20 protein-coding genes are annotated in these 22,907 nt (G+C 61.9%); 13 read left to right on the plus strand and 7 right to left on the minus strand.

Annotated elements, in window-relative coordinates; all coding sequences use genetic code 11:
* Positions 1-19: 19 nt before the first annotated feature.
* The 5 genes from rfbA to ABWV23_RS20535 form a co-directional block, all read right to left on the minus strand.
* Positions 20-892 carry a glucose-1-phosphate thymidylyltransferase RfbA gene (rfbA, locus tag ABWV23_RS20515; protein WP_353351216.1) on the minus strand — a complete coding sequence of 291 codons (873 nt, stop codon included), beginning with the start codon at positions 890-892 and terminating at the stop codon, positions 20-22.
* 1 nt (position 893) lies between these two features.
* A complete protein-coding gene (gene rfbD, locus ABWV23_RS20520; RefSeq protein WP_353351218.1) occupies positions 894-1,745 on the minus strand; it encodes a dTDP-4-dehydrorhamnose reductase in 852 nt (283 codons plus the stop codon).
* Positions 1,742-2,791 carry a dTDP-glucose 4,6-dehydratase gene (gene rfbB / locus ABWV23_RS20525; protein WP_353351220.1) on the minus strand — a complete coding sequence of 350 codons (1,050 nt, stop codon included), beginning with the start codon at positions 2,789-2,791 and terminating at the stop codon, positions 1,742-1,744. The genes rfbD and rfbB overlap by 4 nt, the downstream gene beginning before the upstream one ends.
* Before the next feature lie 13 nt (positions 2,792-2,804).
* The gene (gene rfbC / locus ABWV23_RS20530; RefSeq protein ID WP_353351222.1) at positions 2,805-3,377 is read right to left on the minus strand and encodes a dTDP-4-dehydrorhamnose 3,5-epimerase; all 573 of its coding nucleotides are present in this window, start codon (positions 3,375-3,377) and stop codon (positions 2,805-2,807) included.
* 88 nt (positions 3,378-3,465) lie between these two features.
* Positions 3,466-4,515 (minus strand): replication initiator protein A, encoded by a 1,050-nt coding sequence (locus ABWV23_RS20535; protein WP_353351224.1) that lies wholly within the window; start codon positions 4,513-4,515, stop codon positions 3,466-3,468.
* A gap of 383 nt (positions 4,516-4,898) precedes the next feature.
* Here ABWV23_RS20535 and ABWV23_RS20540 point away from each other — a divergent pair, with 383 nt between their 5' ends.
* Together ABWV23_RS20540 and ABWV23_RS20545 are read left to right on the plus strand one after the other, a co-directional pair.
* Positions 4,899-6,320 (plus strand): AAA family ATPase, encoded by a 1,422-nt coding sequence (locus ABWV23_RS20540; protein WP_353351226.1) that lies wholly within the window; start codon positions 4,899-4,901, stop codon positions 6,318-6,320.
* Between the two features lie 28 nt (positions 6,321-6,348).
* A complete protein-coding gene (locus tag ABWV23_RS20545; RefSeq protein ID WP_353351228.1) occupies positions 6,349-7,488 on the plus strand; it encodes a ParB/RepB/Spo0J family partition protein in 1,140 nt (379 codons plus the stop codon).
* A 162-nt stretch (positions 7,489-7,650) separates the two neighbouring features.
* Here the strand turns inward: ABWV23_RS20545 and ABWV23_RS20550 are convergent, their stop codons facing one another.
* Positions 7,651-8,652 (minus strand): NAD-dependent epimerase/dehydratase family protein, encoded by a 1,002-nt coding sequence (locus ABWV23_RS20550; RefSeq protein ID WP_353351230.1) that lies wholly within the window; start codon positions 8,650-8,652, stop codon positions 7,651-7,653.
* A gap of 160 nt (positions 8,653-8,812) precedes the next feature.
* Here ABWV23_RS20550 and ABWV23_RS20555 point away from each other — a divergent pair, with 160 nt between their 5' ends.
* Positions 8,813-9,829, plus strand: coding sequence for a glycosyltransferase (locus tag ABWV23_RS20555; protein WP_353351232.1), 1,017 nt, complete (start codon positions 8,813-8,815; stop codon positions 9,827-9,829).
* On the opposite strand, the gene ABWV23_RS20560 is transcribed toward ABWV23_RS20555, so the two are convergent.
* Positions 9,786-10,607, minus strand: coding sequence for an ABC transporter permease (locus tag ABWV23_RS20560; RefSeq protein WP_353351234.1), 822 nt, complete (start codon positions 10,605-10,607; stop codon positions 9,786-9,788). The two genes, ABWV23_RS20555 and ABWV23_RS20560, sit on opposite strands and share 44 nt — an antisense overlap.
* Before the next feature lie 88 nt (positions 10,608-10,695).
* Here ABWV23_RS20560 and ABWV23_RS20565 point away from each other — a divergent pair, with 88 nt between their 5' ends.
* The 10 genes from ABWV23_RS20565 (at position 10,696) to ABWV23_RS20610 (ending at position 22,863) form a co-directional block, all read left to right on the plus strand.
* Positions 10,696-12,003, plus strand: a complete 1,308-nt coding sequence (locus ABWV23_RS20565) for a KpsE/RkpR family capsule polysaccharide export protein (protein WP_353351236.1) — start codon at positions 10,696-10,698, stop codon at positions 12,001-12,003.
* A gap of 63 nt (positions 12,004-12,066) precedes the next feature.
* Positions 12,067-12,723 (plus strand): ABC transporter ATP-binding protein, encoded by a 657-nt coding sequence (locus ABWV23_RS20570; RefSeq protein ID WP_353351238.1) that lies wholly within the window; start codon positions 12,067-12,069, stop codon positions 12,721-12,723.
* A gap of 158 nt (positions 12,724-12,881) precedes the next feature.
* On the plus strand, positions 12,882-14,699 hold the full coding sequence (locus tag ABWV23_RS20575; protein ID WP_353351240.1) for a glycosyltransferase family protein: 1,818 nt from the start codon (positions 12,882-12,884) through the stop codon (positions 14,697-14,699).
* A gap of 125 nt (positions 14,700-14,824) precedes the next feature.
* Positions 14,825-15,937: a hypothetical protein gene (locus ABWV23_RS20580; RefSeq protein ID WP_353351242.1), complete on the plus strand. Its 1,113-nt coding sequence runs from the start codon at positions 14,825-14,827 to the stop codon at positions 15,935-15,937.
* A gap of 30 nt (positions 15,938-15,967) precedes the next feature.
* A complete protein-coding gene (locus ABWV23_RS20585) occupies positions 15,968-17,038 on the plus strand; it encodes a hypothetical protein (RefSeq protein ID WP_353351244.1) in 1,071 nt (356 codons plus the stop codon).
* A 54-nt stretch (positions 17,039-17,092) separates the two neighbouring features.
* Positions 17,093-18,256: a UDP-galactopyranose mutase gene (gene glf, locus ABWV23_RS20590; protein ID WP_353351246.1), complete on the plus strand. Its 1,164-nt coding sequence runs from the start codon at positions 17,093-17,095 to the stop codon at positions 18,254-18,256.
* A gap of 355 nt (positions 18,257-18,611) precedes the next feature.
* Complete coding sequence (locus tag ABWV23_RS20595; protein ID WP_353351248.1) at positions 18,612-19,118, plus strand: hypothetical protein; 507 nt, start codon at positions 18,612-18,614, stop codon at positions 19,116-19,118.
* Positions 19,119-19,153: 35 nt separating this feature from the next.
* Entirely contained in the window at positions 19,154-20,101 is a 948-nt protein-coding gene (locus ABWV23_RS20600) for a glycosyltransferase family 2 protein (RefSeq protein ID WP_353351250.1), read from the plus strand.
* The gene (locus ABWV23_RS20605; protein WP_353351252.1) at positions 20,098-21,975 is read left to right on the plus strand and encodes an FkbM family methyltransferase; all 1,878 of its coding nucleotides are present in this window, start codon (positions 20,098-20,100) and stop codon (positions 21,973-21,975) included. The genes ABWV23_RS20600 and ABWV23_RS20605 overlap by 4 nt, the downstream gene beginning before the upstream one ends.
* Positions 21,976-22,125: 150 nt before the next feature.
* On the plus strand, positions 22,126-22,863 hold the full coding sequence (locus ABWV23_RS20610; RefSeq protein ID WP_353351254.1) for a hypothetical protein: 738 nt from the start codon (positions 22,126-22,128) through the stop codon (positions 22,861-22,863).
* Positions 22,864-22,907 lie beyond the last annotated feature (44 nt).

A 22,907-nucleotide genomic window follows, 5' to 3' on the forward strand; every position in this document is an offset into this window, starting at 1 on the left:
CGTTCGACGCGCCGCCCGTTCAGTCCAGCAGCCCGGCCAGGTAGGCGCCATAGCTGTTCTTGGCAAACAGCGCCGCCCGCGCCGCCAGTTCCTCGGCATTGATCCAGCCCTGCTGAAAGGCGATCTCCTCCGGGCAGCCGGCCTGCAGCCCCTGGCGTTCTTCCAGGGTGCGCACGAAATTGCCCGCGTCCAGCAGGCTGGCATGGGTCCCGGTATCGAGCCAGGCATAGCCGCGCCCCATGGTCTCGACCCGAAGCTGCCCGTCGGCGAGATAGAGGCCCAAGAGCGAGGTGATCTCCAGTTCGCCGCGCGGCGAGGGCATGACCGCGCGGGCGCGCTCCGGCGCGGTGCCGTCGAGGAAATAAAGCCCGGTGACGGCATAGTTCGAGGGCGGCTGCTCCGGTTTCTCGATGATCTCGCGCACCGCGCCGGTCTTGTCGAAGGCGACCACGCCATAGCGTTCGGGATCGGCCACGTGATAGCCAAAGACGGTGCCGCCCGTCTCCTGCCCATCGGCCCGCGCCATCAGCTCCGGCAACCCATGGCCGAAGAAGATATTATCGCCCAGCACCATGGCGCTGGGGGCGCCGGCAAGAAAATCCTCGGCCAGCAGATAGGCCTGGGCCAGCCCGTCGGGGCTGGGCTGCTCCACATAGGTCAGAGAGATGCCCCATTGGCTGCCGTCGCCCAGGGTGCGGATGAACTGGTCGCGATCCTGCGGCGTGGTGATCATGCAGATCTCGCGGATGCCGGCCAGCATCAAGGCGGTCAGCGGGTAATAGATCATCGGCTTGTCATAGACCGGCAGCAGCTGTTTGCTCAGCCCCATGGTGATCGGATACAGCCGGGTGCCCGATCCGCCGGCCAGGATGATGCCCTTGCGCGCGCTCATGTCATGTCTCTCCAAGATCTTTCAGAATATCCGTGAGCCCGGCCCGCCAGTCGGGGCGCGCAAGGTCTAAAACAGTCTCTAAATCGGTGCAATCCAGCCGCGAGTTCAGCGGCCGCGCCGCCGGGGTCGGGTAATCGGATGTGGGGATCTCCGTCACCGCGCAATTGATGCCCGCCTGCGCGAAGATCTCCCGCGCAAAGCCTGCCCAGCTCACATCCGGGGCGCCCGAGAAATGATAGACCCCGCGTTTATCAGGCTCTGACACGAGGGTTTCGGCCATGGTCACACAGGCCGCCGCGATGGCGCGCGCCGGGGTCGGCCCGCCCACCTGGTCGGCGACGATGGTGAGGCTCTCGCGGGTCTTGCCCAGCCGCAGCATGGTCTTGACGAAATTATTGCCATGCGCCGAGACCACCCAGGAGGTGCGCAGCACTGCGTATGCCCCCCCCGCCGCGCGCACGCCCTGCTCGCCCGCCAGCTTGCTCCGGCCATAGGCGCCCAGCGGCGCCACCGGATCGCCCGGGCGCCACGGCGCCGTGCCAGCGCCGTCAAAGACGTAATCGGTCGAGATCTGCACCAGGGGGATGCCAAGATCCGCGCAGGCCGCCGCCATGGCCGCCGGGGCGGCGCCGTTGATCGTGGTGGCCAGCGCCTCCTCCTCTTCCGCCTTGTCGACGGCGGTATAGGCGGCGGCGTTGATCACCGCGCGCGGCGCATGGGCGCGGATCGTTGCGGCACAGGCCTCCGGGTCCGTGAGATCGGCCTCGGTCCGCGACAGGCAGAGGGTATCGGCACAGGTGGCCAGTTCGCGCGCCACCTGCCCGGTCTGGCCAAAGACGAGCAACCCGCTCATGCCTTGACCCCCAGCCGTTCCCCCACCCCGGCGCGGTCCTGCAACGCCCGCCACCAGGCCTCGTTATCAAGGTACCATTGCACGGTGCGCCGCAGCCCCTCCTCGACCGTCACGCTTGGCCGCCAGCCCAGTTCGGCGCGGATGCGGGAGGGGTCGATGGCATAGCGCGCGTCATGGCCGGGCCGGTCGGTGACGAATGTGATCTGATCGGCGTAGCTTCCCGCCGATTTCGGCCGCAACTCGTCGAGGATGGCGCAAAGCGTCTGCACCAGCTCCAGGTTGGTCCGCTCGTTCTCGCCGCCGATGTTGTAGGATCGGCCCAGTTGCCCCTGTTGCAGCACCAGCAGCAGCGCATCGGCGTGATCCTCCACGTAAAGCCAGTCGCGCACGTTCGACCCGTCGCCGTAGATCGGCAGCGGCTTGCCCGCCAGCGCGCCCAGGATGATGACGGGCACCAGCTTTTCGGGGAAATGATACGGCCCGTAATTGTTCGAGCAATTGGTCAGCACCACCGGCAACCCGTAGGTCTCATACCAGGCCCGCACCAAGTGATCGGAACTGGCCTTGGAGGCCGAATAGGGGCTGCGCGGATCGTAGGGGGTGTCCTCGGTGAACCTCACCGACTTGTCGGCGGGCAGGGAGCCGAAGACCTCGTCGGTGGAGATATGGTGAAACCGGAACGCCTCCGGCTTGCCCTGCGCGGCCCAATAGGCGCGCGCCGCCTCCAGCATGTTGTAGGTGCCGGTGATATTGGTCTCGATGAAATCCCCCGGCCCGTCGATCGAGCGGTCGACATGGCTCTCCGCCGCCAGGTGCATCACCGCGTCGGGCACATGCGCGGCGAACACCGCATCCAGCGCCGCGCGGTCGCGGATATCGGCATGGACGAAGCTGTAAAGCGGACTGTCGGCCACGCTGGCCACGTTGTCGAGGCAGGCCGCATAGGTCAGCGCGTCGAGGTTGACCACCTCATGACCGGCCCCGATGGCATGGCGTACCACCGCCGAGCCGATGAAACCGGCGCCGCCGGTCACCAGAAGTTTCATGATCTCTTACCCTTCAAAGACAAACGGGCCCTTCAAAAACAAACGGGCTGTCGAAATCGGCAAACCCCTGCGCCGCGGCATCCTTGCCCGACAGCACCGGCTCGCCCGTCAGCCCCCAGTCGACGCCGATCGCCGCATCGTCAAAGCGCACCGCCCCGTCACAGTCCGGCGCGTAGTAATCGGTGCATTTGTAACAGATCTCGGTGTCGGGTTCCCGCGTGGCGAAGCCGTGCAGGAAGCCCTTGGGCACCAGCAGCTGCTTGCCATTTTCCGCCGAAAGCTCGGTGCCGAACCATTTGCCATAGGTCGGGCTGCCCTTGCGGATATCCACCGCCACGTCGAACAGCGCGCCGCGCCCGCAGCGCACCAGCTTGTCCTGGGCATGGGGCGGCGCCTGGAAATGCAGCCCGCGCACCGTGTTCACCGCCGCCGAGAGCGAATGGTTGTCCTGCACGAAATCCAGGTCGATCCCGGCCGCCTCCATCCGCTGGCGGTTCCAGCTTTCGGAAAAGAACCCGCGCGCATCGCCGAACCGCGCGGGGGTCAGGATCAGAAGGCCCGGCAACGGGGTTTGGTCGATCTGCATCTGCACTGTCTTTCATTCCCTGTATCCCCGCGCCTTAGCAAACACCCCGCAGGGTTGTCACGCGGCTTGGCAAACATATCGTGGGTTGTCAGTGGGTCGCGTCCCCCTGCCCGGCCCGTTTTTTCACCCAGCCGAGAAAGGCGGCATCGGGACTGCGCAAGCGCGGCGCGCCGGAGCGGGCCCAGATCGCGCGCCAGTCGGCCTCCAGCGCGTAGACGTCCCAGCCCGGCATCATCTCGCGGGCGCGCTCACGCGCCGCCTCGCTCAGCCGTGGCGGGGTCACCGGCGCCTCGATCATCCGGCCCTTGGGGGTAAAGCGGATCAGGTCGCCGTCAAGCTCCTCCATCGCGTAATCGGGCAGGTGGTCGGCCGCGATCATGTCGCGCAGCATGCGCCGGAACACCCGGCGCGGGCTGGCCGAGCCGGATTTCTTCAGCAGGGTCTCGACCGAGACGGTCCAGCCCTCCTGCCGGCCGCAATGCTTGCGCGCCAGTTCGTAGATCCGTCGCTCCAGCGGTTTGCGCAGGCGAAAGTAATCGCGGCTCAGCGTCAGCACCGATTTCGACAACACCGCGCGATAGAGCCAGTCCGACAGCGTCACCGACACGCTCACCATCCGCCCGCCCCCCTTGGCGTTCCTGGGGGTCTTGCGCACGATCTCCCAGCTTTCGATCAGACCGAAGCCGGTGGTGGTCTCCTGCGCGCCGGTGACGATATTGGTGGTGATGCGGGTGCCCGCCAGCCGCTCGAAGGCCTCGCGCAGCCGCCGGTAGGCATCGCCACTGGTCTCGCGGTTGGTGGCAATCAGCAGGTCATGCGCCTTGAGATAGAGCGTGCGGCTCACCTGCCGCCCGGCATTGAGCGCCGCCATCAGCTGGCTAATGCAAAAGATCAGGATGTCCTTGTCGTGGATCGTCGCCAGCCCCTTGACGCTCGGGGTCACGGTGATCTGCACCGCGTTATGGGCATAGGACAGGATCCGCCGGTCCGGCCGGGTCGAAAGCGAGAACAGCGGATGCTCCATGCTCGCCAGGTCGTCCTTGGGAATCGCGTCGAAGATATCGCAGAGAAAGAAATCCCCCTGCCTGTGACGGTCGGGCAAAAGCCCCCCTGCCCCGCTGCTGACTGCACTGCTCATGGCCGGTTTCCGACTCGCGTTTTTATCGTGGTTTCAATGACGCCCAGCCTAGGGTTATCCACAGGCCCCCGCAACGGGGGTTCGGAATCGCATCTTCGGGGGTTCAGAGTCATCCCATCGGGGGTTCGGATTCACTCGGGCCTTCGCAAAATCCCGAAACCCCTTTGCGAACAGCAGCTTATCTGGCAGGCTGGGGATGCGTAACTTACAGATAACACAAAAATAACAGGGCAAAAAAATCCAGCCCCCCGGATGACACCCCGCGCGCCCGGAGATTTCCCCCTGAATTTGCTTGGAAAAATCGGTTTTGTGCTGCTTTTGCTTCCATGTAATGTGTTTTGTGGTACCATGTGGAAAACGCAGCACATCGGGCGATTTTCTTCATGGCAAAAGACAGCACGGGGCTGCCCCCCTATTTCAACATCGATCCCGACGCGGCGCTGGAGGAGCTTGACAGCGCCACCGATACCGCCGGCTTCGCCGCCATTGCCGAGGCCTGCGCGCGCGGTCGCTCGGACCTGGCCAGCCGGGGCATGGACGAGGACGGGCGCAAGACGCTGCGGCTGTTCTCGACCTGGGAGATCACCCGCTACCTGATCCCGGTCGCCCAGGCCCATTTCCGGCGCGTGCTCAAACAGAACCCCGAGCTACCGCAGGGCCGGTCCGAGACTGAAGGCGGCGCCAAGTGGTTCACCCTCGACGAGGTGCTGCGCCTGCGCGCCCATTTCGCGGCACAGGGGTCCAAGGCCAAGAACTACCTGCCCTACCGCCCCGAGGGGCTGCCGGCGAAACTGGTGGCGGTGGCCAACTTCAAGGGCGGCGTCGGCAAGACCTCCACCGCCGCGCATCTGGCGATGTCGGCAGCGCTCGACGGCTACAAGGTGCTGGTGATCGACCTCGATTCCCAGGGCTCGATGACCTCGATCTTCGGCGGCACCGTCGAGGACGAATGGCAAACCGCCTTCCCGCTGCTGGCGCGCCACTACGGCGAGCATCTGCGCGCCGAGAACCAGCGCCGGCTTGACCGGGGCGAGGCGCCGCAGCCGCTGGACGAGGCGCTCTCGGCGGCGCTGGAGATGACCGCGAAAGACGTGATCCAGCCGACCCACTGGCCCAACATCGACCTGATCGGCGCCCAGCTGAACCTCTACTGGGCCGAGTTCCAGGTGCCGGTCTGGCGCATGGCCGCGCGCGGCTGGAAGCTCTGGGATGCGCTGACCGACCGGCTGCAGGCCGATGGGGTGCTGGACCAGTACGACGTCATCTTCATCGATACCCCCCCGGCGCTGGGGTACCTGACGATCAACGGGCTGGCCGCCGCCGACATCCTGCTGGTGCCCTTCGGCGCCTCCTTCCTCGAATTCGATTCGACGGGCCGGTTCTTCGACATGCTGCATTCCACCTTTGCCTCGATCGAGGAGGGCGAGAATATCGCCGCCCGCGCCCTGGGCCGCCCCGGGCTCGCCTTTGAATGGGACGCGGTGCGCGCGGTAGTCACCCGTTACGACGGCGCCCAGCAGGGCGAGCTTTCGGCGCTGATCCAGGCCTATCTCGGCCGCACCCTCTCGCCGCACCGGCAGGATTTCACCGCGTTGATCGGCCAGGCCGGCGAGCAGGTCGAGGGCATCTACGAGGCCGATTACCGCGACTTCAACCGCGAGACCTATGCCCGTGGCCGCGAAACCTTCGACGAGACCTATGCCGCCTTCAAACGCTTGCTGGTCGGCGTCTGGCGGCGCGAGGAACTTGCGGCCCGGGCCGAGGCCGCCGCGCGCCCGGTTGAGCCGGGCTTAACCGCAAGCTGACAGAGCCGGGCGAAGAAGGAGACCAGACATGGCGAAACGCAGGCGACTGACCCCGGCCCAGGCCCATTTCCTCGATCCCGCGCCGGTGCGCATCGGCGGCCCCGGACTCGGGACGGATGCGGGCGCCCCCCCGGCCTCCGCCCCGATCGCTCAGGTTAGCGGTGACGCCTCGGCGCTGGCCGCGCTCACCGAACTTGCCGCCGAGATGGAGGCGGCCCGTGAACAGGGTCTGATGCTGGAGAATCTTCCGCTCACCGCGATCGACATCGGCCACCTGGTGCGCGACCGCATGGTGCAGGACGAGGAGGAGATGGCGGCGCTGATGGCCAGCCTCGAGGCGCGCGGCCAGCAGACCCCGGTCGAGGTGGTCCGCCTGCCCGATCCGAAGGGCGGCAAGACCCACGGGCTGATCTCGGGCTGGCGCCGGCTGACCGCGCTGACCCGCCTGCATGAGCGGACGCAAGAGCCGCGCTTTGCCGCCGTGCGGGCGCGGGTCATCGCCCCGGAGAGCGCCCAGGCGGCCTATGTGGCGATGGTCGAAGAGAACGAGATCCGCGTCAATCTCAGCCATTACGAACGCGCCCGCATCGCCCTGCGCGCGCTGCAGGAGGGCGTCTATGACAGCCGCCGCGAGGCGCTGCTCAGTCTCTACAACGCGGCGCCGCGCGCCAAGCGCTCCAAGATCGGCAGCTTCATGACCCTGGTCGAGCGGCTCGACCCGGTGCTGAGCTTTCCCACCGCGATCCCGGAAAAGCTGGGGCTGGCCCTGTCCAGGGCGTTGAGCGAGGATGCCGATCTGGCGGCCCGGCTGACAACGCGGCTGGCGGCGACCCCCGCCGAAAGCGCCGAGGCGGAGCTGCGGATCCTGGCCGAGGCGGTGGAGCCCCCTGCCCCTGCGCCAACCGCTGACCCGGCGCCGATTGAGCCAGCCTCGACCTTTGATCCTGCACCGACCCCCGCGCCGGAAAAAGGCTCTAAACGGCGCGCAGAGACTGATATCAGAGAGCCTCATGTCGGCCCGACCCCCGGCGCGCCGCTGCCGATTGCTGTCGCGCCCGGGGTGCAGCTGCAATTCGACCGGCACCGGGGGGAGATCGCGTTGCGCGGCGAAGCCGTGGATCAGACCCTGTTCGAGGCGCTGCAGGCCTGGCTGGCGCAGCGCGGCTGACAGGTCAGCCCCCCTGCCCTTTTGTTTCGCGCGCGAAACATTTTCCACCCGGTTCAGGCCGCAGGCCCCGATGTCGGAATGCTCAGAAATCGGCGGTCGAATTCAGGTCAGTATGGGTTACCTATTGTTTCGCACGCGAAACATGGCGCGCAAGGCGGCCGCTCAAACCTGGTAATAGTCCCGGTACCAGGCCACGAAACGGCGCAGCCCCTCTTCCACCCCCACCTTCGGCGCATAGCTGGTCAGCTCTGTCAAAAGCGTGGTATCGGCCCAGGTTGCCGGCACGTCGCCCGGCTGCATCGGATGCATCACCTTCTCCGCGGCGCGCCCGCAGGCGGATTCGATGGCGGCGATGAAATCCATCAGCGCGGTGGGGTGGCTGCCGCCGATATTGACCACGCGGAACGGGGCGACCGGGCTCAGGCTGTCATGCTCCGACACCGGGGTCTCGCCCGGCACGGCCCGGGACAACCCGAGGATGCCGTCGACCAGGTCGTCGATATAGGTGAAGTCGCGCTGCATCTGGCCGTGGTTGTAGACGTCGATCGGCTCGCCACGCAGGATCGCGCGGGTGAACTTGAAATGCGCCATGTCGGGCCGGCCCCAGGGCCCGTAGACGGTGAAGAAACGGAACATGGTGGTCGGCAGGTGATAGAGATGGGCATAGGAATGCGCCATCGCCTCTGTCGCCTTCTTGGTGGCGGCATAGAAGGACATCTGCGTATCGGCCTTGTCGGTCTCGGCGTAGGGCATCTCGGTGTTGGCGCCATAGACCGAAGAGGTCGAGGCCAGCAACAGGTGCGCCGGGGGATGGGCGCGGGCGGCCTCCAGAAGCTCATAGGTGCCGATCAGGTTGGCCTCGAGATAGTCGCGCGGTGCCTCGATCGAATGGCGCACCCCGGCCTGGGCGGCCAGGTGGATCACCAGTTCCGGCGTTTCGTCCCGAAAAAGGGTCTTGAGGCGGTCGGGATTCTCCAGCTTGCCGATCACCGGGGTGAACTGCGGGTTCTGCTCCAGCCGCGCGTGACGGCGCCGTTTCAGCGCGACGTCGTAATAATCCGACAGGCTGTCGAGCCCGATCACCCGCCAGCCCTGCTCGAGCAGACGGGCGCAGAGGTGATATCCGATGAAGCCGGCCGAGCCGGTGACGAGGGCATTGCGCATGGCGCCTTGGTGGCGCAGTGCGGTGCGGCTGTCAAATCGGTTCGGGTGGGGCGGGGGATTTCGCGCGGATTTGACACCGGCGCCGAATTGTGGGTTTTGCAATCCGAATGCCTGCCCGGGCTGATCCCGGGCAGGCAAACAAGAAAAAGGCGCGCGTGCCGTGAGTGAAGAGCAGACCCGAAAGACCGAGAGCCTGGTGGCGGTGGTGGTCACCCACAACCGCTTGGACAAGCTCAAGCTGGTGCTGGCGCGGCTGCTGGAAAGCCCGGCGGCGGAACTGCAGGCGGTGGTGGTGATCGACAATGTCTCGACCGACGGCACGGGCGCCTGGCTGGCGGCGCAGCCCGATCCGCGGCTGGTGGTGGTGACCAGCACCGAGAACCTGGGCGGTGCCGGCGGGTTCGAGACGGGCATGCGGTTGGCGTCTGAGCGTTTCGATCCCGACTGGATGGTGGTGATGGACGACGATGCCCGCCCGGCCCCCGGCGGGCTGGCCGCTTTCCACGCCAGTGACAAGAGCGGCTGCGACGCCATCGCGGCGGCGGTCTATTTCCCCGACGGGCGCATCTGCGAGATGAACCGCCCGTCGCGCAACCCGTTCTGGCACGGGCGCGAATTCGCCCGCACCCTGCTGCGCGGTCGCGGCGGCTTTCACATCGCGCCCGAGGATTACCGCGGCACGGAGCGCTGGGTCGATGTGTCGTCCTTCGTGGGGCTCTTCGTGTCGCGCCGCGCGCTGTCGCTGGCGGGCTATCCCGACGGGCGGCTGTTCGTCTATGGCGAGGATGGCATCTTCACCCTCGGGCTCAGCAAGGCGGGTGGGCGCATCCGCTTTGCTCCCGGGGTCGCCTTCGAGCATGACTGCTCAACCCTGCAGAGCGGCCAGTTCCGGCCGCTGTGGAAGGTGTACTACTACCACCGCAACCTGTTGTTCCTTTATCGCATGGCGGCGGGCTGGCTGTTCTGGCCGGCGCTGCTGGTGGTGCTGCCGAAATGGCTGCTGAAACTGCGTCATCACCCCGGCGAGCGGATCCGGTTCCTGCGCCTGCTGGGCCGGGCGGTCACCGATGGCCTGTCCGGTCGAATGCACCGCCCCCATCCGGAGGTGCTGGCGCTGGCCGGCACCGCGGGGCCTAGCGGTTCAGGATGTCGCGGTGATAACGCCCCATCAGGATGAGCCCCATCGCCAGCAGCGCCAGCGACACCCCCAGCACGTAGACATGGCTGACGTAGGAGGCGGTGTAGGTGGGGTAGAACCCGGTGCGCATCAACCCGGTGATGTGCATCAGCGGGTTGTACCACAAGATGTCCTGTGCCAGCGGCGGCATGCTGTCGTAAAGAAAGAAGACGCCGGAAGCGATGAAGAGGGGTCTTGTGGCGATCGACCAGATCATGTCCCATAGGGGAAACAACCCCATGAGGGCGCAGTTGAGCACGCCCACCCCCAGCCCCAGCAGCATCGCCAGTGCCATCGCCTCCACCACCGGCGGCAGGTCCAGCACGGTGCGGCCGTCGATCACCGCGAGAATGCCCGTCAGCAGCAGGAGTGTCACCAGGATCCCGGTCAGGCTGTTGAGCAGGAAGCGCGCCAGCACCGCGTCGAGCCAGGTGACGGCGGGGTATTTCAGCAGCGGCTTGGAGAAATTGATTGCCTTTCCTACCATGTTCGACAGGGTCTGATACAGGTCGAAGGGCATGTATCCTGTCGCATAAAACAGGATAAAACTGGTCCCGAGCGGTGGGGTGCGCATGACTATTGAAAAGGCGAGGCTCAGCACCAGGATCGCCCCCAGGGGTTCCAGGATCGCCCAGGCATAGCCGCCCGGAGTGCGCCCGTAGCGGGTCGACATCTCGCGCAGCACCAAGGCCAGCACCGTGCGCGCTGCCGCGAAACGGCGCGGCCCGGATTGCGCGGGGGGCAGGGCAGGGGGCGCCGGGGGGGGCAGGACGGCCATGAAAAGCGTTCCGATACTGGCGTTTACATGCGCCGTTATGTAAGAAACGGAAACAGATTTCAAACGGCTTCGCGCCAAGCAGGTCCTGATGAACGACAAGACGCTTACCTCCGACCTGGCAGAGGGTGCCACCGCCGACGCGCCGGGCGAGGGGCAGGCCCCGGTCGCTGGCGCGAGACGCCGTGCTGCCAGGGCGGCGGCGAAGAAAAACCGCAACCGGAAGGCCGCCCCGGCCGGGGAGGCCCCGGTGGTTGCGGTGCAGCCGATCGCGCCGCCGGCGCGACTGAAGAAACGGCATTGGGGGCTGTTGGCCAGTTTCGCGGCGCTGGTGCTGTTGCCGCTGGTGGCGGTGATCTTCTATCTCTGGACCCTGGCCAGCGACCAGTACATGTCGACCACCGGCTTCACCGTGCGCAGCCAGGAAAGCGGTGGCGCCTCCGAGTTGCTGGGCGGGCTGGCGCAATTCGCCGGCGGCACGACCGCCTCGGACAGCGACATCCTTTACGAGTTCATCCAGAGCCAGGAGATGGTCGAGGCGGTGGATGCCAAGATCGACCTGCGCGCCCATTACAGCCAGCCCTGGCCCGACGACTGGGCCTTCGCGCTCTGGCCCGACGCGACGCTGGAGGACCTGGTCTGGTACTGGCAGCGCATCGTGGGCATTTCCTATGATGGTGGCACCGGGCTGATCGAGGTGCAGGCCTTGGCCTTTGATCCGCAAACCGCCCGCGCGGTGGCCAGCGCCATCCTGAGCGAGAGCCAGGACCGCATCAACGCGCTGAACGAGCAGGCGCGCGAGGACGCGATGCGCTATGCCCGCGATGACCTCGACCAGGCCATCGCCCGGCTGAAGGAGGCGCGCGAGGCGCTGACCCGGTTCCGCACCCGCACCCGGATCGTTGACCCGGCGGCCGACATCCAGGGCCGCATGGGGGTGATGAACAACCTTCAACAGCAATTGGCCGAGGCGCTGATCGAATACGATCTGCTGCGCGGCACCAGCAATGACAGCGACCCGCGCCTGACCAAGGCGCAGCAGCGCATCGACGTGATCCGCGACCGCATCCGGATCGAGCGGCAGACCTTCACCAGCGAGAATACCGATACCGGCGCGGTGGGCGAGGATTACCCGACCCTGATCGCCGAGTTCGAGAGCCTGAACGTGGACCTGCAATATGCCGAGGAAACCTATCGCGCGGCGCTGACCGCGCTGCAGGTGGCCCGCGACGATGCCGCGCGTCAGAGCCGCTACCTGGCGACCTACATCAAGCCGACCCTGGCGCAGGAGGCGGAATATCCCAGGCGCGCCATCCTGGCCGGGCTGGCGGGGTTGTTCCTGGTCCTGATCTGGTCGATCGGCGCGCTGATCTATTACTCGATCCGCGACCGCAGTTAAGTAGGGCAAGGGGATGACGCGACAAGGATTCGCAGGCTCCCGGCGGCCCGGGACGGACCGCCGTTGATCCGGTTCGAGAACCTCACCAAGAGTTTCCGCCTGCGCAGCGAGCGCAAGGTGGTGATCGATCATCTCAACCTGACCCTGCCCAGCGGAAAATCACTGGCGCTGCTGGGCCGCAACGGGGCCGGGAAATCGACGCTGTTGGAGATGATCGCCGGCACCATGCGCCCGGATTCGGGGCGGATCGTCTCCGATGGCTCGATTTCCTGGCCGGTGGGCTTCGGCGGCTCGTTTCACAGGGATCTGACCGGGGCCGAGAACGTGCGTTTCATCGCCCGCATCTACGGGGTCGATACCGACGGGCTGATCGCCTTCGTCGAGGATTTCGCCGAACTTGGCAAATTCTTTCACATGCCGGTGCGCAGCTATTCCTCGGGGATGAAATCGCGGCTGACCTTCGGCGCCTCGATGGGGATCCATTTCGACACCTATCTGGTCGACGAGGTGACGGCCACGGGGGATGCGGCGTTCAAGTCCAAGAGCCGGGCGGTCTTCGCCGAGCGGATGAAGAATTCGAGCGCGATCATGGTCAACCACTCGATGGGGCAGATCCGGCAGTTCTGCGATGCCGGGCTGGTGCTGGAGAATGGCCAGGTGCAGTATTTCGACGACCTCGAAGAGGCGATCGCCATGCATGAGGCGATCATGGCGAGGTGAGCCTGCGCTGCCGTTGCATTTTCATCGCGTGTTTTTGCGCAGAGAGGGAAGACATGATCTTCTGTTGAACCGGGCTCTTTTGCTCCATTAAGAGAATTGAAAAATTGAGAGATGCGCCGCCGCTGGCGGTGAGAGAGGAACGCCTTATGCCCGTCCAGATGTCCCCGCCGGCCGTGACCACGTTGCAGAGCCTGATCTGGCCGGAGCAGGGGATTTGTACCGAACGTGACCTCTATGTCCGTCTGCATGGTCCGGCGGGGTTTTCGGCGGAAGAAGGCATGGTGCATTTCTCGGTCGATAGCAGGGCTGAGTTCAACACTTGGTTCAACCTCTTCAACATCGGCAAATGGCAGCACAATTGTGCACTGAGCGATTTGCAACTGTCGCTGGAAGGGGCCGGACGTTTCGAAGTCTCGGTGTTCCTGGCGCTGCCCGAACGGTCCTGGGAACGACTGGTCAACGAGGTGGTGTCCCTGAGTGCGACGGCGCCCACGCTGATCGACTTGTCGCATGTCTTCGATCTGGAATTGACCGAAGGGGTGTTGTTCTTCGAGTTGCGGGCGTTGAGCCGGGGGAAACTGACTGCGGCGGATTGGGTCACGGCGGATGCGCCGCGGCGCGTACCGGAGTTGATGCTGTCGATCACCACCTTCAGGCGCGAGGCGGCGGTGCAGCGGACCGCCCGGCGGTTCGGGAGCTATATTTCCACCTCGCCCCTGAAGGATCACATCCGGCTGACCGTGGTCGACAACGGCCAGAGCGTGACGATCCCCGAAAGCTCAAATGTGACGGTGGTCCCGAACGAGAACCTCGGCGGGGCAGGGGGGTTTTCCCGCGGGCTGCTGGCGGCGCGCGACAGCGGCGCCAGCCATTGCCTGTTCATGGATGACGATGCCTCGGTGCATATGGCGAGCCTCGATCGCACCTGGCGGTTTCTGGCCTATGCCATCGATCCCGCCACGGCGGTGGCCGGGGCGATGATCAACGCCTCGCACCGCTGGGCGATCTGGGAAAACGGGGCGGTGTTCAACACCCGTTGCATGCCGCTCTACATGGGCACCGACCTGCGCGATCCGGGGCAGAGCTTTGGCATGGAATATGCCACCACCGGCCCGGCCCCCGCGAATTTCTACGGCGGCTGGTGGTACTTCGCCTTTCCGGTCGACAAGGTGGCGCATCAACCGTTCCCCTTCTTCGTGCGCGGCGACGACGTGAGTTTCAGCCTGGTGCATGATTTCAACATCGTCACCCTGAACGGCGTGGTCTCCTTCCAGGACAGTTTCACCGACAAGGAAAGCCCACTGACCTGGTACCTGGACCTGCGCAGCCACATGGCGCATCACCTGAGCCTGCCATCAATGGAAATAGGCGCGCTGCGCACGCTCAAGATCGCGGTCTGGTTCTTCCTGCGCAACCTGCCCAGGATGCATTACGAGACGATCGCCGCCATCAACCTGGCTTTGGCGGATGTGCTCAGGGGGCCGGAGTTCTTTGACGCCAACGCCGACATGGCGCAGCGCCGGGCCGACATCAAGGCGCTGACCAGGCAGGAGGCCTGGGTCAAGTCGACGGGACAGGACCCGTCGGACAGCAAATGGCGGATGAACCCGCATAACCGCTGGACCCGACTGGTCATGAAGCTGACGCTGAACGGTCACCTGCTGCCGTTGTTTTCCCTGTTCGGCAACCGCATCGTGCTGGAAGCACAGGACCGGGGCAGCATCCACTTGGCCTGGGGCGCGTCGGAGATCACCTATCTCAGCGCGAACAAGCGTCAATGTTATACCGTGCGCCACTCCAAGCGGGCCTTCCTGCGCGAGAGCGCGCGGTTCACCGCGCTGGCGCTGACCTTCCTGCGGCGCTATCCCCGGCTCGTGAAGCAGTACCGCAAGGGCTATGATGAGTTGACTGGTGAGGGCTACTGGCGGGCCAAGCTGGGGATGGCTGGGGATGGCGTGGAGGGAACTGCGCCCTGAGGGGCATGGGCGGAGAACGGCCCTGTGCCGCCGTGAGGCGGGTGGGGCGGGCTTGCATTTCCTCGGCGCCCTGTTCCATATGACCGGACCGGGCAGGCCCTGTTGCAAGAGGTTTTATCAAGCGTATGAAAGTCATTCTGTTCATCGGACATCACAAGGTAGGCTCGACCTCTCTGCAGGACTTTCTGGCCCGGAACAGCGTGGCCCTGGCGCAGGCCGGCATTCTCTACCCCAGTGTCGATTTCGAGGGCATGGCGCTGATGCTGGGGGCCGCGACGGGGCGTTATGCGCCGGAGGGGGTGCTGCCGATCAATGCACGTGAGCCGCATAATGCGCTGGCCTTCCGGATGTTGGCGGAACACGACAAGGGCAAGGTGCCCGGCTTTCACAAGGGGCTGCCGGCCCGCGGGCAGATGGAGCGCGCGATCCGCAAGCAGATTGAATTCCTGCGGCCCGAGGCGGTGATCCTGGCCGCGGAGGTTTTTGCCAATTTTGCCCCCGCCGATCCGGCCCTGATCCAGGGCCTTAGGAATATCTTCCCACCCGAGGCCGAGATCACCGTGATCGCCACCCTGAGGCGGATTGATGACTATCTTGCTTCCTGGCACGGGCAGCGGTTGAAATTCGGCCACAAGATCGCGCCGTTGAGCGCGGGCGGCCTGCAGGGATATTTCGGGAACATCCATTTCGATTACCGGTTGATGCTGGAGGGCTGGCTGAAAGAGGTGCCCGAGGCCCGCTTTGTCCTGCGCGATTACGCCGATGTGCGGGCGGCCGGCGGCTCGGTGGCGGATTTCATTGCACAGTCGGGACTGACCTTCCCGGAGGGGCTCGGCCCGGAACAGCGCACCAATGAATCGCTGCATCGCGGCGTCTACGAACTGGCCCGACGCGGCAACGAGGTGCTGCCGGGGCCGCAGGCCGGCGCGCTGCGCCGGTGGTTGCGGGTGCTGACGCCGGAGCTTGATCTGCCAAAATCTTCGGAGATCGAGTTGTTCGGGGAACAGAACCGCGCGGAGATGGTTGACCGGTTCACCCCGATCCAGCAGTTTCTGGGCGAGGTCTCGGGCAAGGCGCCCTTCTTTCCCGACCTGGAGGCGGCGCGCCAGCCGTTGCCGGTGCCCGAGGTCGAGGTGTTCCGGCACGCGCTGGCCCGGCTGCGCGGGTATGAAAAGGACATGGAATCCCCGGAGATTTCCGAGTTTTTGGCCATGTTAGGGGCTGAAATCATATCCTGATTGCAGATTTCATTTGGCGAAAGGGCCGAGATGATCAACGAGCTTGTCATTCACTTGGGCGACACCAAGACGGGGTCGACCTCGATCCAGAAGGCGCTGGTGCGGGGCCAAGTGAAGACGCCGGGGATATCTATTCTCTACCCAACCCGCAGCAATCACATCGCTCTGGCCAAGACCCTGACACTCCGGCGACGTCTCGGCCAGCGTGAGGCTCGGTTCGGACGCTTGCACGAGGCTTTCGTGCAGAGCGATGCAGATTACGGTATTGTCTCGGCAGAGCATTTCCAGATGGTCGATCCGCTGGTTCTGCAGCAAGCGATCGGGGAGTATTGGCCGGACCTGCAGGATCAGCTGCGCCTGATTTCCTATGTGCGCCCGCATGCGGGTAAGTTCCTGTCCGCCTTCTCTGAGAGGATCAAGCTTGGTGCGGATCTCGATTCGCTGGAACAGCTGTTCGATATCATGACGCAGAGTGGTGTACTGGATTACACGCCGCGTTTCCAAGCTTGGCGCGACACGTTTGGTGATCGGTTCACCTTGCGGGCCTTTATTCGTGATAGGATGTATAACAGCGACGTAGTGCAGGATTTTTTTCACACTGTATTGAACAGCGAGAGGTTTGAGATTGCCGATGCGGCCCCGGCGAATCCCTCCCTAACGGTCAGCCAGTTGGCGTTGCTGCGCCGGGTTCAGACTTGGGCGGTAGCGATGGCGAAGGGTCCAAAGGGACCGCTGTTCCGTGACGCGCAGGGGGTGTTTGGCAGGATCTTGGCGGACCACCTCGTGCAGAGCGGGATCGGAACCGACGGCGCCAAGCTGCGCATGCCTGCCAGTCTGGCAACCCGTTTTCAGGAGCGGTTCGCCGCAGATGCTGAGGCGCTGGACGTGGCCTTTTTCGAGGGGTTTCCGTTTTCCGATGCGTTGGAGCAAAGCGCGGCCGTGGTGACCGCCGCGCCACAGTCCTTGCGAGCAGAGGATCATTTCGATGCGCGCATGATCGAAGAAGTGCTGGTCTTTGCTCGACCGTTGGCCGAGAGGATGGCCGGGAATCCGGGCGATTTCCGCAAAACTGCAGTACTGGGCGGTGCGGTGACTCGGTAAAGCGGACTCGTATCGCCATTCGTAAGGTGCCTGGTAGAGACAATAGGAGTGAACATGAACTTTCTGATGGTAGGCGCGGGGCTGTCCGGCGCGGTGATCGGGCGGCATCTGGCCGAGGCGGGGCACAAGATCACCGTGGTCGACAGCCGGCCCCATATCGGGGGCAATTGCCATACCGAGCGCGACGCTGACACCGGGGTGATGGTGCATATCTATGGCCCGCATATCTTTCACACCGATGACGCCGAGGTCTGGGAATACGTCAATTCCTTCGAGACCTTCCTGCCCTACAAGAACCGGGTGAAGACCACCTCGCGCGATCCCGAGGGCGCGCTCGGGGTGTTCTCGCTGCCGGTCAACCTGCACACCATCAACCAGTTCTTCCGCAAGACCCTGCGCCCGGAAGAGGCGCATGACTTCATCGTCAACGAACAGGCCGATACCTCGATCACCGATCCGCAAACCTTTGAAGAGCAGGCGATGCGCTTTGTCGGCAAGGATCTCTACGAGGCCTTCTTCAAGGGCTACACGATGAAGCAATGGGGCTGTCACCCCAGCGAACTGCCGGCCTCGATCCTGAAGCGGCTGCCGGTGCGCTTCAACTATGACGACAATTATTTCTTTCACAAGTTCCAGGGCATGCCCGAGAGTGGCTATACCGCGATGATCGAAAAGATCCTCGATCATCCGGGGATTACGGTGCAGTTAGAGACTGTTTTCGACCGCGCCCAAGCGGATCAGTATGACCACGTGTTCTATTCCGGACCGCTGGATGGCTGGTTCGATTTCGAACTGGGACGGCTGGGGTACCGGACGCTGGATTTCGAGCGATTCACCCATGAGGGCGATTACCAGGGCTGCGCGGTGATGAACTATGGCGAGGTCGAGGTGCCCTATACCCGCATCACCGAGCACAAGCATTTCGCCCCTTGGGAAAGCCACGAGGGTTCGGTGCTCTACCGTGAATTCTCCCGCGCGGCCGAGCCCGAGGACATCCCCTATTACCCGGTCCGCCAGGTCGCGGAAAAGGCGCTGCTGTCCGATTACGTGAAACTGGCCGAGGAGACCTCGGGCGTCACCTTTGTCGGGCGTCTCGGGACCTATCGCTATCTCGACATGGACGTGACCATCCGCGAGGCACTGGATACCGCGCGCGGCTTCGTTCAGTGTCTGGACAAGGGCGAGAAGGTGCCGGCGTTCTTTACCGCGCCGTTGTGAGGCTCCTCGTTTTCGGTTGGAGTGTGCCCAGGATGCATTAATAGGCATCATGAGAAAAGTTTAGCGACCACGACCGGTGTGCTAGCCTCGATGCTCGTTCTTTTCGTCGGGAGCGGGTACTGTTGGTTTCGGGGCGGAACGAAGGGTGTGTTTCCATCAAGAACGTCGGCTAGTTGAAGGGAAACTTTGTCGGTAACGGTTAAAAAATTCCGTAGCGTTAGAAAGGTTTCAGCTGGTGGCGCGCCTTCGGTCGCACTTAGGGCATGCGCCTGAGATCACGGTTGACAGTCACAAGGTCGTGGCCAATACGAGGCTGGCATCCATGTATTTGCAGAACGAAAGACGGTAGGCAGACATGTTCCTGAATTATCATTTTTCAGATCACGCATATGATTCGGATATAATTTTCAAAGAAGTTTCGACGGATGAGAATGCGGTTGTGGCGGATGGGGTGCACATTGCCGTCGATCCTAAGAAGGGCTGTCTCTCAACAGAACGCGCCAAGACTGGGCGGTTGAGAGCCACCGAGATTGCACTTGACGCTCGATGGTTGGAAGTTGCCATTTTCATGGACCAGAAGGAGTGGTTGGAGTGCCGTTGCGTCCATGTCAAGTTTCGAGCATCTGCAAAGGCAGCGACGACAATTAATCCCGCCATTCGCCTGCTTTTCGATGACGGCTTCCATGATTTGTTCTTGCCTGAGAAGTGTTGGATTGGGACGACACCCACCGACGCTGCCGCAACCTACCATATCCCACCAAATTTGACTAATGACGCTCAACGACTTGAACTACATCTTTTCCTGGAGCCCGAGGACAACTGCTACGAGCTGTATGACCTGGTCATGACAGGCGTTATTTGAGGACGGGGGTTGGAACAGTGAAATTTTCTTGCATCATGACGACCTTCAACGACGGAGAATTGATCCGTCAATCCATCGCTTCCATACTCAACCAGAGCTTTGAGGATTTTGAACTGATCATTGTGGATGACGGTTCGACTCAAGAAACCAAGGATATTCTGGCTACTTTTGATGATCCGCGCCTGCAGGTTCTGCCGCAGGCGAATGATGGGCTGTCTGGGGCACGAAATCGTGGGCTGCAGCATGTTCAGGGCGATTATATCTGCTTTCTGGACGCCGACGATACGCGCGCGCCATGGTCGTTTGCCGAAGCCGCAGGGGTGATCGATGCAACCGGGGCCGAACTGATCCTGACGCGGGGTGCCTATTCCGGTGAACGTACTGAGTTGACGCCCTTTTTTGACGAGAAACACTTCGACTTCATTACTGCGGAAAAGGTAGGGAGTGGTTCCCTGCCGCTTTCACGCCGCAAAGCTTGGGCTGCCAGCCTAGAGCCGCAGTCAGCGAACAAGTTTGTTTCACGAGAACTAGTTGACCGAGGACACTTGCGGTTTCCGAATGACCATTTTTTTGAAGACATCCTATTCCACACGATGGCTGTGGCTTGGGCTCGCTCTATCGAATTCGTGTCGTCACGTCACTTCACTTACTTCCAGCGCCAGATACGCCCGCAATTGACTGCATCCAAGGGCACTATCCGTTTCGATGTTCTCGGTTCGGTGAGCGTGACACTGCAGATATTCGAAAATCACCCCGATTTTTATAACTCAGAGATGCGCGGGGCATTGGCAATTTCGGTTCTGCGGTTGTTGCGCTGGTGTGAGGAAGAAATTCCAGCATATCATCAATTAGCGTATCGTACCGCGTTGAAGGAAGTACTCAGGCGGGTGGACCCAAGATTTTTTATCTTCGACAAGAAGACTCCTGATCCTCGTGGAGAGCGTGAGCAATTGTCCAGATATGCGAAAGAGGTGATGGCATGAGTACTTTTGACCGCACGATGTGGACGGCTACGGCGTGTCATAGCCGTGCAACGGACACCAACACCTGTGAAATTCAGATGTTTGGGCAGAAGATTGAGATCAAGACTTGCAGCGACTTGCCCGAGCAGCGCAAACGGCTGACCGATCTCGATGCGATCGCCGAACGGTTTCTGGCCTCGCGTGCCATTCCGAAGGCAGGCCTCTGCGTTGACATCGGGGCGGGGGAGGGATGGTTTGCGCTTCCTTTCGCCAAGGCGCATCCAGAATGGCAGGTGATCTGCTTCGAACCCGTGCCGTCCGCTTTTGAGGTGCTGGAAGACAATGTTGCTATACTTGATTTGAGCAATGTTACCTGCGTGAACGCTGCCTTTCACCCGGATCTTGACCGTCTCGGAATCGCGCCACGTGCAGCAGAGAAGGAAGTCGGTCTGAGCCGCAAGTTGCGTGCGGCATTGAAACGCACGGAAGAGGCTATCTTCAAGCCTCTTTTGGCCATGGGGTCCCGCGTTGCCCCTGTGAGTGCGGATGAAGTGGAGAAAACTATCCTCCTGCCGGCGTTGCCTGTGGACCTGATCGCGTCGCTGACACCTGATCTTGTCCGGCTTGACGCGCCCGGAGCGGAGCGCGCCATTCTTGCGGATTTACAGAATGTTCATGCCCCATTTATATTCGGCGCCTTGCATTCGTATGTGCCCTCGACCCTGTGCACTCCCGGTCCTAATGCCGGACAGCGGGAGTATTACTTTGTGCATGGCGAGCATGCGTTGCGTCGGGATTATGAAGACCGCTTTACTACTCGGCAGGCGCGCTTGGATGTGGTCATCGCCATGTACAACGCCCGCGAGTTCATCGCAGAGTGTATCGATAGCATCATTGCGGACAATAACCCTGACATCCATGTCATCGTGGTGGACGATGGGTCGACGGATGGAGGCGGTGATCTTGTCTTGGAGCGTTACGCAGATCATGATCGCGTGCATTTGAAACGCAAAGCCAATGGGGGCTGCGCTTCTGCACGTAATTATGGGCGGATGCATTCGAATGCGACACACATTGCCTTCATTGATGCTGATGATCGTGTAGATGAGGGTATGTTCTCGGCTCTGCTGGAGACGGCACGCTACACTGGCGCCTTTGTAGTTGAAGCCGGGTTCGAATTTTTTGAAGTTCAGCCTGATGGTACGGAAGCCTTTACGCCCAGCTACGAGGCAGAAATTTACGGGGGACCGGGGGAGCACCGAATAGGCGATGTCAGTTTTTCCTGGCTACCTGGAGACGTGATCGCCATCGGTCAGCCTACGATCTGGCGCCGCGTACACCGTCGCGACTTCCTTGATCGGAATAACCTTTGGTTCCCTGAACACATCCGGGCCTTCGATGACCAGATATTCCAGTTACTTGTCGTGCTTTACGCTGGTGTGATACCGCATATTCGCGGTTACAATTATCACTATCGCCAACATCCAGGACAAGATATCAAACAAGGTGACGAACGTCATTTTTATAGCTTTAACATGTTCAAGTCAGTTTTTCTCCGCGCGCTGGATGAAAACTGGAAGAACATGAATCCTATCTATCGTTCCCTGCTCAACACCATCGGCTGGTCCTATAGTGGTATTCACGATGATCTTAAGCCTATTTATCAAGAGGCTGCGTCGGAATTTCTGGCCGTGGTGGCGAAGGCTTTCGGACACCGTTTCGACCATGCCAGCTTGGCTGCAACAGAAGTTGAAGGCCTTGAGTTTCTGATTGACCATAAGTTGAGATCCATGGACGGCGTCCCGGTAAACTATGGGATAATGCGCCTGGAAAGCTGGACTTGGCAACCGGAATTCATTCAAATGATGAGGGCGGCGTCAGATGGTGAATGGTGAAATCGCCGTTTCCACGTATATATTTAGGAAGAGTTTCCAGATAATGAAATATATATACACCTAAAAATGCATTTAACCCCTCAGGTTTCTCTTTAGGTGAATTATTGCAAGGGGGGATCGACGGATATGTCGTAATAGGAGAAAATAAAAATGGGTGGTAAATTTGTGGTTTTCTCGCACGGACGTGCCGGTACTAATTTTTTGATGAACAATCTCGCGGCGCACCCTGACACGAATGTTTATATGGAGCCATTCCATAACAAAATATCAGATCGCTCTCAGGTCAATGGTAGAAAATGGAAAGAGGGAGAGAGTTCTGCCAATTTTGCCTATAGTGAGGTTTTTTCAGATGATTCAAGAGTGAGTGGATTTAAGCTTTTTTATTTCCATTGTCGTCAAAGCGTCGTATCGTCAGATATATGGGGTGCCCTGAGGGATGATGCGGATCTGAAGGTAATATTCTTGAATCGAAGAAACCTGCTTATGAAGCACTTAAGTGATTTGCGTGCTCAAAAATCGGGAGTTTGGCATCCCACGCGAGAGAATTTTTCCGTGAGTCAATACGGTGATGTTGTTGACGTCACTGTGGATATTCCGGCATTGATGCGTGTAATGAGCGACCTTTATTGTGGCTATCATAAAGTCTCAGAAATTTTTTCAAATCATCAGTGCTTCCACATGTTTTTTGAGGATCTGGCTGAGGATAGTGATGATATATATGGGGAGGTTTTGGATTTTCTCGATTTGCGATCTGGTGAAGTTGTTAATAAATTTAAATCCGGAACATTAACTAAAAAAACAACTAGAGTTACCAACGGGGCGCGTGTGAAGGAGGTAGTTGGGAGCTCAATTTTTTCAGATTTTCTCGAAACCTGTACTGTTTTGTAGGCGATGTCCGCATGGCGTGTTGGTTTAGTCATCGTTTTGGACTC

Source organism: Aquicoccus sp. SU-CL01552 (assembly GCF_040365005.1).
Lineage (GTDB): Bacteria > Pseudomonadota > Alphaproteobacteria > Rhodobacterales > Rhodobacteraceae > Antarcticimicrobium.

Coding starts and splice junctions, on each gene's coding strand:
- ABWV23_RS20535 (WP_353351224.1), bottom strand. CDS start 4,515: ATGAGCAGTGCAGTCAGCAGCGGGGCAGGGGGGCTTTTGCCCGACCGT.
- ABWV23_RS20550 (WP_353351230.1), bottom strand. CDS start 8,652: ATGCGCAATGCCCTCGTCACCGGCTCGGCCGGCTTCATCGGATATCAC.
- ABWV23_RS20575 (WP_353351240.1), top strand. CDS start 12,882: ATGTCCCCGCCGGCCGTGACCACGTTGCAGAGCCTGATCTGGCCGGAG.
- rfbD (WP_353351218.1), bottom strand. CDS start 1,745: ATGAGCGGGTTGCTCGTCTTTGGCCAGACCGGGCAGGTGGCGCGCGAA.
- ABWV23_RS20610 (WP_353351254.1), top strand. CDS start 22,126: ATGGGTGGTAAATTTGTGGTTTTCTCGCACGGACGTGCCGGTACTAAT.
- ABWV23_RS20605 (WP_353351252.1), top strand. CDS start 20,098: ATGAGTACTTTTGACCGCACGATGTGGACGGCTACGGCGTGTCATAGC.
- ABWV23_RS20595 (WP_353351248.1), top strand. CDS start 18,612: ATGTTCCTGAATTATCATTTTTCAGATCACGCATATGATTCGGATATA.
- ABWV23_RS20565 (WP_353351236.1), top strand. CDS start 10,696: ATGAACGACAAGACGCTTACCTCCGACCTGGCAGAGGGTGCCACCGCC.
- ABWV23_RS20560 (WP_353351234.1), bottom strand. CDS start 10,607: ATGGCCGTCCTGCCCCCCCCGGCGCCCCCTGCCCTGCCCCCCGCGCAA.
- rfbA (WP_353351216.1), bottom strand. CDS start 892: ATGAGCGCGCGCAAGGGCATCATCCTGGCCGGCGGATCGGGCACCCGG.
- glf (WP_353351246.1), top strand. CDS start 17,093: ATGAACTTTCTGATGGTAGGCGCGGGGCTGTCCGGCGCGGTGATCGGG.
- rfbC (WP_353351222.1), bottom strand. CDS start 3,377: ATGCAGATCGACCAAACCCCGTTGCCGGGCCTTCTGATCCTGACCCCC.
- ABWV23_RS20585 (WP_353351244.1), top strand. CDS start 15,968: ATGATCAACGAGCTTGTCATTCACTTGGGCGACACCAAGACGGGGTCG.
- rfbB (WP_353351220.1), bottom strand. CDS start 2,791: ATGAAACTTCTGGTGACCGGCGGCGCCGGTTTCATCGGCTCGGCGGTG.
- ABWV23_RS20600 (WP_353351250.1), top strand. CDS start 19,154: ATGACGACCTTCAACGACGGAGAATTGATCCGTCAATCCATCGCTTCC.
- ABWV23_RS20540 (WP_353351226.1), top strand. CDS start 4,899: ATGGCAAAAGACAGCACGGGGCTGCCCCCCTATTTCAACATCGATCCC.
- ABWV23_RS20545 (WP_353351228.1), top strand. CDS start 6,349: ATGGCGAAACGCAGGCGACTGACCCCGGCCCAGGCCCATTTCCTCGAT.
- ABWV23_RS20580 (WP_353351242.1), top strand. CDS start 14,825: ATGAAAGTCATTCTGTTCATCGGACATCACAAGGTAGGCTCGACCTCT.